A 13,077-nucleotide genomic window follows, 5' to 3' on the forward strand; every position below is an offset into this window, starting at 1 on the left:
GAGGCGTGTTAGACATTAAACGAGACTCATTTGCATTATCGGGATCGTCAATTTACCGATTCGGCGACACACCTCCGTAGCGAGATTTGGCCAATTCCTTGTTCAATCAGGCCAAGTGTATGTCTTTCCATCGAGATGGCCGTATTGCGAAATAAATTGACTAGATTTCGCAGTGTAGAAGTGTGGTTGCACGGGTAGGCTGCGCCTCATCGTGGCCTGCCATGTCTGTTCTCTGGCCGGCCGAGTACTTCGTCCTTCCCGAGGAATACCCGTGCACTCACATATCATCGGCAGATCGGCCATGCGCGGCCGTTCAAGCGCCATCTCGATTCCCTTTGCTCGAGCGGGGCGCGCATGAGCACCGCCGCTCTCTCCCGTACCAAACCCATTGTCATAAGCGTTGTTGGGCTGGTCGTTGTCTTCGGCCTGCTGTATGCCTGGCGCGCTGTTCGAAGCGGCGGCGCAGAACAACAGGCCATGCCGCCGATGCCTGTCTCGACGATCCGCGCAGAGCCTCGCAGTGTGGCCGACGAGTGGCAGGCCGTTGGCAGCCTGCAAGCCGTGCATGAAGTGCTGCTGGCTCCCGATACCTCGGGGCGAGTGACCGCCGTCAATTTCGACGCAGGCCAGTCCGTGAAGGAAGGGGCGGTGCTGATTCAGCTCTACGATGCCCCCGAACAAGCAGATCGTGCCGCTGCCGTGGCCAAAGCCGATTTCGCCCAGTTGCAACTCAGGCGTTCGCAAGCGTTGGCGCCTACCGGCGCGGAACCGCGCGAATTGCTCGAACAACATCAGGCGGACGCTGCCCAGACTGCCGCGGCAGTCCGGCAACTGGACGCACGCATTCAGCAAAAGTCGATTCGCGCGCCGTTCTCCGGTCAGTTAGGTATCCGACGGATCAACCTGGGTCAGTATCTCAATGCCGGTGACGCGATCGCCACGCTGACCCAGCTCGATCCGCTCTATGTCAACTTCACGTTGCCGCAGCAGGACATGCCCAGGCTGACGTCGGGCGCACCGGTTCAGGTAACGGTGGATGCCGTGCCGGGGAGGGTATTCACCGCCAGGATCAGCGCCATCGAACCGCGTATCGATGGAGAAACCCGCAATGTGGCCGTTCAGGCGCTGTTGCCCAATACCGACCGGTTGCTGAAACCCGGCATGTACGTGACGGCGCGGCTGGAATTGCCCGCCACGACCGACAATATCGTATTGCCGCTGACGGCGATCCAGACTTCGGCCTCCGGTGACAGCGTGGTGGTCGTGAAAGGGGCCGACGCGCAGGGAATCGGCAAGGCGGTTGCCGTGCCGGTCGTCACCGGCCGCCGGCTCGGGGAGGAGGTGCTTGTCACCCAAGGCGTCAAGCCTGGCGACGTCGTGGTGATGGCTGGCCAGAACCGTCTTCCGCCCGGTGCGACCGTAAAAATCAACAGCACGCCCCCTTCGGCAACGGCGACTCCTGATGCCCCAGCCGTTGCGTCCTCCAGCGCCAGCGCGCGGTAAAGGAAACCACGCCATGCGCTTTACAGACATCTTCATCCGTCGACCCATTCTGGCACTGGTCGTCAGCCTGCTCATTCTGCTGATGGGTGCCACGTCGATTTTCCTGTTGCCGGTGCGGCAATACCCCTATCTCGAAAACGCCACCATCACGGTCAGTACCACGCTTCCGGGGGCAACCCAGGACGTGATGCAGGGTTTCGTGACCACGCCGATCGCGCAGTCCATCGCCACGGCCAGCGGGATTGAATACCTGAGTTCGACCACCACGCAAGGCAAGAGCGAGATCAAGGCGCGATTGGTGCTCAACGCCAACGCCGATCGTGCGATGACCGAAATCCTTGCCAAGGTGCAGCAGGTCAAGTACCAGTTGCCGGCGGGCATCACCGATCCGGTCATCAGCAAGTCCACCGAAGGCGGTACAGCGGTGCAATACATCGCCTTCTACAGCAAGACGCTGTCGATCCCGCAAGTGACGGATTTCGCATCGCGGGTTGCACAGCCTCTGCTCACCAGCATCCCGGGGGTGGCCTCGGCGGACGTCTATGGCGGCCAGACGCTGGCCATGCGCATCTGGATCGACCCGGTGAGGTTGGCCGCGCGCGGGCTGTCGGCCGGCGAGATATCGGCCGCGCTGCGCGCCAACAACGTGCAGGCCGCGCCGGGCCAGCTCAAGAGCGCGCTGACCGTCACCAACATCAGCGCGGCTACCGATTTGCGCAGCGTCGAGGACTTCCGCCGGATGGTCGTGAAGTCGAGCCCCGGCGGAGGCGTAGTGCGGTTGTCGGATGTCGCCACCGTGGAAATAGGCGGCCAAAACTACAATAGCCTCTCGTTCGCCACCGGCATACCCGCGATCTTCGTCGCTATCCAGCCCACGCCGGCCGGGAACCCACTGGAGATCGTCAAGCAGGCCAACGAACTGCTGACCAGGATTCGTGCAATGGCGCCCCCAGGACTGACGGTAGCGCCTAACTACAACGTAGCGCGCTTCGTCAATGCTTCGATCGAGGAAGTAAAACACACGCTGGTGGAAGCCATCGTGATCGTGATCGCGGTGATCTTCCTGTTCCTCGGCACGTTCCGCGCGGTGATCATTCCGGTCGTCACCATTCCGTTGTCGCTGGTCGGTACCGCTGCGTTGATGCTGGTCTGCGGTTTTTCGATCAACCTGTTGACACTGCTGGCGATGGTGCTGGCGATCGGTCTGGTGGTGGACGATGCCATCGTCGTGGTGGAGAACATCCATCGACACATTGAGGAGGGGCTGACACCTGTGCGCGCGGCCCTGCTCGGCGCACGCGAAATCGTCGGGCCGGTGATCGCCATGACTATCACGTTGGCGGCGGTCTATGCGCCAATCGGCATGATGGGTGGACTGACCGGCGCGCTGTTCAAGGAGTTCGCCTTCACATTGGCGGGCTCGGTCATCGTCTCGGGAGTGGTCGCGCTGACGCTCTCGCCGGTGATGAGCTCGATGCTGCTCAGTTCCAGGCAGGGCGAGGGACGGCTGGCGAAGCGGGTCGAGCACTACATGGAAGGGCTGACGGCATTCTATGGGCGCCTGCTGGCCCGCACGCTAGCCGCTCGCGGTGCGGTGCTGCTGGTCGGTGTGGCCGTGCTGGCCGCCATCGCGGTGCTGTTCACCGGCACTCGCCGCGAACTGGCGCCGACCGAGGATCAAGGCGCCGTCATCGTCGTCACCAAGGCCCCGCAATATGCGGGCGTCGGCTACACCGCCCGCTATGCTCAGCAGATCGAAAAGCTGTTCGAGCAGATTCCCGAGTTCGACAGCAGTTTCATGAATATCGGCGACTCCGCCGGTGGCCAGAACATGATGCTCGGTGGCGCGATCCTCAAGGACTGGTCGAAACGCAAGCGGTCGGCCACCGAGATCCAGGGGCAGATTCAAGCCGCCGGCGGCGCCATCGATGGCGAGACGTTGACCGCCGTGCAGTTGCCCCCGCTACCGGGTTCCAGCGGCGGCCTGCCGGTGCAGATGGTGCTGCGCTCGCCCGACGACTTCAGGACGCTGTACGAGACCGGCGAAAAGATCAAGGCAGCGGCATATGCCAGCGGTCTGTTCCTCTACGTGCAGAACGACCTGTCCTACGACAGCCCGCAGGCGCACATCACGATCGACAATGCGAAGGCCAGCGAAATGGGGGTAACCATGCAGTCTGTCGCCGATACCCTTGCCGTGCTGGTCGGCGAAAACTACGTCAATCGCTTCAACTTCCACGACCGCTCCTACGACGTGATCCCGCAAGTGCGCGGCGCCGAGCGTATGACACCGGAAGACCTCGGGCGTTTCTATGTCAAAACGACCTCCGGCGCGCTGGTGCCATTGTCAACCGTGACGCATGTCGAGATGCGCCCGCAAGCGAACCAGCTCACCCAGTTCGGCCAGATGAATTCGACCACGCTCGAAATGCTGCCGGCGCCGGGCGTGAGCATGGGCGAGGCCGTGAAGTTCCTGCAATCGCAGCCGCTGCCGCCCGGCACCAGTGTGGACTGGCTCAGCGAGAGCCGCCAGTTCGTGCAGGAAGGCAACCGTCTGCTTGTCTCATTCTGCTTCGCGCTGGTGGTGATCTTCCTGGTGCTGGCCGCGCAATTCGAGAGCCTGCGCGATCCACTGGTGATCCTGGTGACCGTGCCGCTGGCGGTCTGTGGCGCGCTGGTGCCGCTGTGGCTGGGCTTTGCCACGCTCAATATCTATACCCAGATCGGATTGGTCACCTTGATCGGCCTGATCTCCAAGCACGGCATCCTGATGGTCACTTTCGCCAACCATATCCAGCACCATGAAAACCTGAACCGCATCGAGGCGATCGAGAAGGCGGCGGCGGTGCGGATGCGTCCTGTCTTGATGACCACGGCGGCAATGGTTGCCGGCCTTGTGCCGCTGTTGTTCGCAGACGGCGCAGGCTCGGCCAGCCGGTTCTCCATCGGCATCGTGGTGGTGATGGGCATGATGGTCGGTACCTTCTTCACACTGTTCGTACTACCGACCATCTACAGCTTCATCGCCAAGGATCACCGGGTAACAGCGGAAAGTTCTCGCGCCCGCGAACTCGCTACTGCGGAGGCTCCCGATGTCGCCCTTTAAACCGGTTCCTGCGATGCGTATTGTGTCGCGTCCGGCGACGCTTCCCTCTCCGCGCGCTGCCTTCATGGCGATGGCCGTTGCCATTATCACCGCAGGTTGCGCCAGCGGCCCCGATTACCACGCGCCAGCCTTACCGGAAACCGCTGCAGGCCCCTTCGTCAGTCACCCGTCCAATACGGATGTCGCCGAAGCGCTGCCCGCGAACTGGTGGAAGCTGTATGACGACCCCGCGCTCGACAATCTGGTGCAGGAAGCCTTGTCGGCCAATACCAACCTGCGCGTGGCGATGGCCAACCTCGATCGCGCGCGGGCCATCTACACGGAAGCGCGCAGCGGGCAATTCCCTTCGACCAGTATGTCAGGCGGCGTGGGAGACGGGCGCGATCAGACCACGTGGTCCGGCACCGGCCAGGCCCCCGCGCAATGGAGCTACAGCGCAGGCCTCGACGTCTCCTATGAACTCGACCTGTTCGGTCGGGTCAGGCGCGACATCGAGGCTGCTCGCGACGACACCGATGCAGTCGCCGCCGCCTACGATGCCGCCAGGGTAGTGGTTGTTGCGGAGACGACGCGGGCCTATGTGGACGCCTGCAGCTACGGTGAGTCCGTCGGCGTAGCGCGCTCGTCCGTCGAGCTGGCACAGCGCAGCCTGGATCTCATCGACAGCCAGGCGCACGCTGGCTCGGCGTCGCATCTGGATGTCGAACGGGCTGGCGTCACGCTGGCTCAGGCCCAGGCGGCATTGCCGCCCTTGCAAGGCCAGCGCGAAGCCGCACTGTTCGAGCTGGCCGCGTTGACGGGGCGCACGCCCTCGCAAGTGCCGGAACCGGCGCGTGCCTGCACCAAGGCTCCCGAGATTTCCGGTGCGTTGCCGGTTGGCGATGGCACTGCGCTGCTGCGTCGTCGCCCCGACGTGCGTCAGGCCGAGCGCCAACTGGCGGCGGATACCGCCCGCATCGGCGTGGCCGTGGCGGATCTCTATCCGCGTGTCACGCTGGGCGCCTCGGGTAACTACCTGCGCAACGACTACCTGAAAGGCAATCGCACCTTGTCCTTCTCTTTTGGGCCACTCATCTCGTGGACGTTCCCCAACATGATGGTGGCTCGCAGTCGCATTGTGCAGGCGAAGGCGCAAAGCGCGGCGTCGCTGGCCAGCTTCGACGGCGCCGTGCTGAATGCACTGAAGGAGTCGGAGCAATCGTTGAGCGCCTATGGCGCGGCGATGCAGCAGCGCGATGCGCTGGTAGAGGCGCGTGACCGTGCCGAGAATGCCTTCCGGCTGGCCGACCAGCGTTACCGCGCCGGCTCCATCAGCTACCTCGACGTGATCGTGGCACAGACCAGTCTGATCGACGCGAAAGCCCAGGTGGCCGCTGCTGACCAGCGAGTCGGTTCTGCGCGAGTCAGCGTATTCAAGGCGCTTGGTGGTGGCTGGGAACAGGCCAGTACGCAGTAATGCTTGATGGCATCGGCGCGTGGGCGATCTCACCGTCGCGCCGATGTCTGATGCCAACCATTAGCCACGCGGCTCCGCGTTGTCGCGAACAACCGGAAGTTCGGCATAGCGAAGGAATACAGATATGGACCCGCACGACGACCCGCCTCGGATCATTGACCTGATTACATCATTCGGTAGCAAGAGCCTGCCGTCTGGCAAACACACGATGAAGCACACCACATCAGCCTGTCCGGCGACCACACCGCCGATGTCGTCTCAGGAACAACGATTGGCGGCCAGCCGACTGCGACCGACGATCGCTCGTACCCGTGTCCTGTCCGTACTGGAACAGGCGGCGCCGCGCTGTCTCGATGCCAGTCAAATGTATCGCATCCTCTGCACGCAACTCGACAGCCTCAAACCGGCCTCGATTTACCGTGCTCTGAATGATTTATGGACCTCCGGCTTGCTGGTCCGTACGGAGGGCGCACAAGGCCGCGCACTCTACGCGCTCAAGCCGGACAGGAAGAACCTTCAGAACGACACCGTGCGCTGCCACTGTGGCGCGCGGTTGGTTTTTATTGAGGATCGGGCATTGCACGAGCATCTCCGATCACTGGCGACCAAGGAAGGCTTCGATCTCGACAACGAGCCAGCTTTTACCATCACCGTGACGTGTGCGGAATGTCGGCCGTTACGCGGGAGAAGAGAATAGGTGACCTTAAACCGAGGTCGCCCGATCTGACAGCGCCTCGCCGCTGTTTGCTGCCTGGCCTCCATGCTCGGTGGACGACGGCACGCTCCACTCAAGGTGAGACTTAATCGGGAAGCACGATGCCGCGTACGGCATCAGACTGCGCGTTTGTCGTTCGATCGGAAAGGTATCGTGCTGGCGGCTTGCCTACCGCCTTGCGGAACATGGTGATGAACCCGCTGGCATTTTCGTAGCCCAGTTCCAGCGCCACCGTTTGTACGCTTTCGCCGATGGTCAGGCGTTGAAGCGCAAGGATCACATGCAGTTGCCGGCGCCAGCGTCCGAAGCTCATGCCGATTTCGTGCAGCAGAAGCCGGCTCATGCTTCGCTCGCTCATGCCAATGCGGGTAGCCCAATCGCCCTTTGAGGTTTTGTCGGTAGGATCGGCCAACAGCATTTCCGCGAGTCGGCGCAATCGCGGATCATGCGGCATCGGCAAATGCAGGTCTTCTACCGGAGCCGCCGCCAACTCATCAAGCAACGCGGCAATCAGTCGGTCTTCCCGGCCGCCCGACGGGTATGACGCGGGGAAGCCGGCCACCTTCAGAAGCAACTCGCGCAGCAATGGCGAGACGGAGATCGTGCAGCAGGTTTTCGGAAGATCCGGTGCGGCATCAGGCTCCACGAACAGGCAATGACATTCGGTTTCACCGGATCCCCGTGCCGAGTGGGGCAAGTCTCCCGGTATCCATACCGCGCATTGCGGCGGCACGATCCAGACACCGTTTTCGATTTCGCAGTTGAGGATGCCACGGACGGAGTAAAGCAGTTGCGCTCTACGGTGCCGATGCCTCGCATGTTCCCAGCCCTTTGCTACCGACATGGCACTCAGGGCGACAACGGGCCGGGGCAGGTTATCCACGTCCTTGGCCACGGTCGGATCGGTGATGGCAATGCTTGACATGATGCGTATCGGGCTTGGGATCCAAGATGAGGCGCTGGCCTAATTGAAAAATATTATGGCCAACTTGTGCAATGACGTCCAGTCATTCCGTCGGTATCGTGTGATTGACCATGCTGGTCGTTCTGCTCGCCACGGCTATTGTGCTTCCGGTCCGGAGGGGTATCTCGTTTTCCTGACGAAGTGGGGCTGCCAGCTATTTCCCGTGATGCGCCGAAGGAGTATTGGCATGTTGATTGACGCCTCGAAGTTCCCCCTGGTCTGGATGCGACTAAACGCGCCAGGCACTGAGCCCACAGCCTCGCCTTTTGCCGAGTTCGAGGGATTGCTCGCACGGAAGGAGGTTTTCGTTCTACTCAACGACGAGGGGCTTGATAAAGGCGAACACGAACATTCGCCGGAAGAAAGGAAGCAAACCTCGCTTTGGATGAAACGCCACAAGAGCGAATTGCAGACCTTCGTCAAGGCAGGGATCTACATCGAACCGAATACCGCCAAGCGACTGGCGACCAAGGCGTTCGCTCTGGTGTACGAAAAATTTTGGGGCTATCCCATGCTCACGGTTGCGACGAAAGACGAGGCGCTGGCCCTGGCGCGCAGGTTGTTGCCGGGCGAGCAAACGGATGCATCGTCGCACTAGGCCCGACTGATGAGGTGGGTCGGAATCTGGAGGCCGGCGCGTTAAGAGGCGGTACGCGCACCGAAGAAATGAGGCAGGTCAATGGCATCGAAAACGGTCGAAACCCAGCGCTCCGTCTCCGTCGGCAGCAAGATTCGCTTGCTGCGCCAGCGCCAGGGTCGCACGTTGGACGACGTTGCGACCGTCTCGCAGCTTTCCAAGCCCTTTCTTTCGCAGGTCGAGCGAGATCACGCCAGCCCGTCGATCACTTCGCTCGCGAGCATCGCGAAAGCGCTGGGCGTGTCAGCCAGCTATTTCATCGATACGCCGACCGAGGAAAGTTGCGTGCGACGCCGTGAGGATCTGCGGTACTTCGCCTTCGCCGATTCCGCCGATCTGCTCGCGCGCCTGTCGATTCGGCCGGGCGACCGCCAACTCGAAGCGATTCTCGTGCGTATGTCGCCCGGCGAGCGCCCAGGCAGAGGAACCATGCACGCGCGCGAGGAATTCGTGCATGTGCTCAGCGGTGAAGTGACGATCACGCTGGAAGGCAAAACGTTCGTGCTCGGTGTGGGCGACAGCGCGCACTATGAATCGACGATTCCGCCTATCTGGACCAACACGCGCGACGACGAGGCCGTGCTGGTCTGGGTGGGCACGCCGCGGCTGCTTTGACCGGCGCGCGGCGCGCACATGGACGGGCGGCGAATTTTGTGAGGCCGTAGACGCTTTTCGTGCCCCCACCATCGCTTCCGGCCCCCCTCCGATCCGTACCTCGACTCCTTTCCCCCCGCGAATGGCGTTTCCGGCAGACCCAAGCCATGATGGTTGAGCGAGATCATGTTGCTTTCTGGGTCACGGGAGAGACCCACAAGAGTTGATGGGTGATGCGTCGCGCGTGTTCAGCGGCCGGCGTCGTAAGGGGAACGGCGCCGCGTGGTGGGGCAGAGGGAAATTCGCTGATGTCACGATACACGGAACTTGTGCTCAATTCCGGCGATATGCTGGCGCCCCCATCATCGCGCCAGTTACGCCGCTATCGACATACAATTCGGCGGCTTGCACGTAAGACGATTCATCCGAGCATATAGCGCGAGGAGTGCTGACTGCGCTTGCCGCTGAAACGCTCATTCATTGCGCTGCTGGTTGCCCAGTTCCGTCGAGACACCTAGGCAGGGCCGCGACATTCCCAAGGACGACTTTTCTGAGAATTCCCAGGGCCACGGACATCTTTTCTGAGAAGAGAGGCATGTAAATTTCTCAAAAAAGATGTCCAAGCCCTTGATCTGTCTAGGGGACCAACGACACCTTTTCTGAGAGCCCAAAGTTATTGTGGGCTCTCAGAAAAGATGTCCGTCGTCTCAATATGTTGTCTTTGAATAAAAGGCGGCGTCCCCCGCGTTCGGGATAAGGTCTGACTTGCTCTGCGAGAATCGGCAGGTCAATATTTTTCAGTGTGGGATTTTGACGCAATGTTAGATCGACACCATCGCGTCGTTGTTGCCGCACTGAGGACACTCAACCGCCACTTCACTTCGAGCGCTTATCGGCAGAGAGAGGAGCGGGGAGTGAGGAGCGGGGAGCGCGAACGGCTAACGCTAAGCTACGCACGGCGTAACTCGGCCAGGTCGCCGATCGTCGTTGCTCGGCGCGATGTTTCAACATTCGAAGAGAAAGATCTCGTTGTGATGCGCGCGAGACTCGTCTACCTGAGAGCTGTCGCGGAAGCGAAATGCTCGCGCGTTCGTGAAGTCGAAACTGTCATCAGACGGGTATCCGATCGCATCCCATGCTGCTCTTGATGGGAAAATTATCGTACATGAGGTCGATCTAACGGGCGTGCAGGTGCCGGTGAATGCCCGCTATCACGGCACGGCGACGGCCTCACTGGTCGTTCGTGACGACTTACATGTGCCGCAGCAACCACTAGAGCAAAAGGTCGTTGTTGTTCCAGTCCTCACTGCCAATGGCGCAAGTACGGTTGAAAGTACTCCCTCCGATAAGCTTCCGATCAAGATGATCTATCGAGCAATCGTCTCGCTAGTATCGGGATTGGACGGTGCATCGGCTGCTTTTCCCAATGTCGTACTCGTCAATCATTCCATTTGCGACGAATACGCGCCCTCTGTAAAGAGGTCATCCCAATGGGGATTTTCGCTAAACATTGCAATTCGGACACTCACGCTGGGAAAAAACGGTTCTGGGGTATATGGAGTCGGTGGTGGCATGGTACTCGACTCCAAAGCGGGTCTCAAATGGAACGAATGCCAATGGAAATCGCGGGTGTTGGGTAACGTTAGCAGCGAAGGGTGGCGCGAAGCCAATCATTGCAAGCTGGCCTGCGTAACGCACTAACGCACGGTCAGCGCGCCTCGATGAATTCTCTCCCCGCATCGATGAAGGCGCTCTCTCTCGACAGCCTGGCGTTTCTCGGGTTGCGACCAGGTAATCGGAATCCCAGTCGTTCTCCCAGTCGCTTTCGTAAAGCTTCCAAATTACATAATCAATGGAAAGGTAAGCGCGGCATCTACGTCAGGCGCAATATTTGCCGATAATCCGAATTTGTTGTGTTTGAAATAGCATTTTCGACATTTTAAAAAATTTCGCGGAGCCTCATAATTCGATCGATCGCTAACAGATGAGGTCTATTTGGCGGATATGTATTCGTGGAGCCATCCATTGCTCACGCCCGTCATCCCGCTCTGTCTCGATGACCTCCGGATGCGGCAAATATCTCGTGACACGATATTCATGGCGGATATACGTGGATACGCAGATCCGCTCGATACTACGGGTGACGCACCGGGATTTATGCGATTCGAGCGGGAATTCGACGGAGTCAAACATGTCTTGCTTGCGCGAGGCTTGCTTTCGGCAGCGTGTGCGGTAGTGGGCGGAAGTCTGCCCGCAATCTTTGCGGAGCCAGGATAAGAGTCTCGCAAAGAAAATCCTCGCCATCCATCGGATATGCAGTGGGCGCCAACCCGTCAAGCATTGCACCTCGGTGTAGGTCGTGCCTGAATCAAATATCCGCCCAGCCCAGCCCCTGAATATCGGCTCGCACTGCGATGCCGATGGCATGCGGACGTCAGTCATGCACGCGTATTCCGATGGGGAAACATGAGGCCGGCCGCTCGCGACGGATTATTTAAAAGCGATTCGTGAGAGCGCTTCGTTGAATGAAATCTTTGATGGAAGCAATCTCGTGAAAATTACGGCGGAGGCCGACGATATTGACGTTGGCCTGCAAATCGCCCGAAAGCTGCTGCCGGATGTGACGTCGCTCGCGCTTTTCATTGCAACCGATTCTCCCACTATCAGTAGTCGCAGCCATCTCGCAGATCGCGATCGACGTGGGTCATGGCAACAGCGGAAGGTTGCACGAGAACCAGTTGCGGGCCTGCGCATCGATTGCCCGATTCCGCAAAGAAATTGATCGAGTCGCGTGAGCAATGCGTTCCGGAAAGGATGTGCCGGAGGGAAATTCGCATGCAGGGTTCCGGATGGAACCGGCAGGCACAGGCGTTGTTGAAGAAAAACCAGAACCGATTGGTTGTTATTCATTGATTGTGAGAGGTCGCTCCATGCGCGTCGAACGGGTTCCATACCGCTTAATCACTGTCGCGACGGCCGCCGTTTTCCTGGCCGCGTGCGGGAAGAAAGAATCGGCACCGCCGCCGCAAACGCCGGAAGTCGGCGTCGTCACCGTCCAGCCGCAAGCCGTACCGGTCTTCACCGACCTGCCGGGCCGCACCAGTGCATTCCTCGTCGCGCAGGTTCGCGCACGGGTCGACGGCATCGTGCTGCGCCGCGAATTCACCGAAGGTACCGACGTCAAGGCCGGTCAGCGCCTCTACAAGATCGATCCGGCGCCGTACATCGCCGCGCTGAACAGCGCGAAGGCGACGCTCGCGAAGGCGCAGGCGAACCTGGTCACGCAGAACGCGCTGGTCGCGCGCTACAAGGTGCTGGTCGCCGCGAACGCGGTCAGCAAGCAGGACTACGACAACGCGGTCGCCACGCAGGGCCAGGCCGCGGCGGACGTCGCGGCCGGCAAGGCGGCGGTCGACACCGCGCAGATCAACCTCGGCTATACGGACGTCGTGTCGCCGATCAGCGGCCGCGTCGGCATCTCGCAAGTGACGCCGGGCGCATACGTGCAGGCGAGCCAGGCGACGCTGATGTCGACGGTGCAGCAGCTCGATCCGGTGTACGTCGACCTCACGCAGTCGAGCCTCGAAGGGCTGAAGCTGCGTCAGGACGTGCAGAGCGGCCGTCTGAAGACGAGCGGCCCGGGCGCGGCGAAGGTGTCGCTGATCCTGGAAGACGGCAAGACCTATTCGGAAGCCGGCAAGCTGCAGTTCTCGGACGTGACGGTCGACCAGACCACCGGCTCGGTGACGATCCGCGCGGTGTTCCCGAACCCGGGCAAGGTGCTGCTGCCGGGGATGTTCGTGCGTGCGCGGATCGAGGAAGGCGTGAACGAGAACGCGTTCCTGGTGCCGCAGATCGGCGTCACGCACGACCAGAAGGGGCAGGCGATCGCGATGGTGGTGAACGCCAGCAACAAGGTCGAGCCGCGTCCGCTGAAGACCACCGGCATGCAAGGCCAGAACTGGATCGTCGAAGGCGGTCTGCAGGCGGGCGATCAAGTGATCGTGCAAGGCGTCGACAAGGTGCGCCCGGGCGCGACCGTGAAGACCGTTGCGGCCCAGCTTGCGCAGGCGCAGGGCGCCGTCGCATCGAGTGCTCGTTA

Annotated in this window: 8 protein-coding genes and 2 pseudogenes; 9 read left to right on the plus strand and 1 reads right to left on the minus strand. The window is 60.9% G+C overall.

Translation table 11 applies throughout. The features are described from left to right. Nucleotides 1-354: 354 nt before the first annotated feature. The 4 genes from CFB49_RS28900 to CFB49_RS28915 all read left to right on the plus strand — a co-directional run bounded on the left by CFB49_RS28900 (nt 355) and on the right by CFB49_RS28915 (nt 6,762). Nucleotides 355-1,503: an efflux RND transporter periplasmic adaptor subunit gene (locus tag CFB49_RS28900; protein WP_089493018.1), complete on the plus strand. Its 1,149-nt coding sequence runs from the start codon at nt 355-357 to the stop codon at nt 1,501-1,503. Then, nucleotides 1,475-4,609, plus strand: a complete 3,135-nt coding sequence (locus CFB49_RS28905; protein WP_371090924.1) for an efflux RND transporter permease subunit — start codon at nt 1,475-1,477, stop codon at nt 4,607-4,609. Before CFB49_RS28900 ends, CFB49_RS28905 begins: the two co-directional genes overlap by 29 nt. Beyond that, the gene (locus CFB49_RS28910; protein WP_249190364.1) at nt 4,596-6,065 is read left to right on the plus strand and encodes an efflux transporter outer membrane subunit; all 1,470 of its coding nucleotides are present in this window, start codon (nt 4,596-4,598) and stop codon (nt 6,063-6,065) included. The genes CFB49_RS28905 and CFB49_RS28910 overlap by 14 nt, the downstream gene beginning before the upstream one ends. Nucleotides 6,066-6,189: 124 nt before the next feature. After that, nucleotides 6,190-6,762: a Fur family transcriptional regulator gene (locus tag CFB49_RS28915; protein WP_084044471.1), complete on the plus strand. Its 573-nt coding sequence runs from the start codon at nt 6,190-6,192 to the stop codon at nt 6,760-6,762. Nucleotides 6,763-6,865: 103 nt separating this feature from the next. Here the strand turns inward: CFB49_RS28915 and CFB49_RS28920 are convergent, their stop codons facing one another. Then, nucleotides 6,866-7,705, minus strand: a complete 840-nt coding sequence (locus CFB49_RS28920) for an AraC family transcriptional regulator (protein WP_089493019.1) — start codon at nt 7,703-7,705, stop codon at nt 6,866-6,868. Between the two features lie 226 nt (nt 7,706-7,931). Here CFB49_RS28920 and CFB49_RS28925 point away from each other — a divergent pair, with 226 nt between their 5' ends. The 5 genes and pseudogenes from CFB49_RS28925 to CFB49_RS28945 form a co-directional block, all read left to right on the plus strand. Then, nucleotides 7,932-8,342, plus strand: coding sequence for a hypothetical protein (locus tag CFB49_RS28925; protein WP_059496349.1), 411 nt, complete (start codon nt 7,932-7,934; stop codon nt 8,340-8,342). An 81-nt stretch (nt 8,343-8,423) separates the two neighbouring features. After that, on the plus strand, nt 8,424-8,996 hold the full coding sequence (locus CFB49_RS28930; RefSeq protein ID WP_069620874.1) for a cupin domain-containing protein: 573 nt from the start codon (nt 8,424-8,426) through the stop codon (nt 8,994-8,996). 1,476 nt (nt 8,997-10,472) lie between these two features. Further along, nucleotides 10,473-10,676, plus strand: a pseudogene (locus CFB49_RS36935) (hypothetical protein); the annotation flags it as partial. 820 nt (nt 10,677-11,496) lie between these two features. Beyond that, on the plus strand, nt 11,497-11,757 hold the full coding sequence (locus tag CFB49_RS36035; protein WP_143329331.1) for a hypothetical protein: 261 nt from the start codon (nt 11,497-11,499) through the stop codon (nt 11,755-11,757). A gap of 148 nt (nt 11,758-11,905) precedes the next feature. Beyond that, a pseudogene (locus CFB49_RS28945) lies at nt 11,906-13,072 on the plus strand (efflux RND transporter periplasmic adaptor subunit); the annotation flags it as partial. Between the last annotated feature and the right edge of the window lie 5 nt (nt 13,073-13,077).

Origin of the sequence: Burkholderia sp. AU17457, assembly GCF_002223255.1 — a bacterium.
In the GTDB taxonomy this organism is placed as follows: Bacteria; Pseudomonadota; Gammaproteobacteria; order Burkholderiales; family Burkholderiaceae; genus Burkholderia; species Burkholderia sola.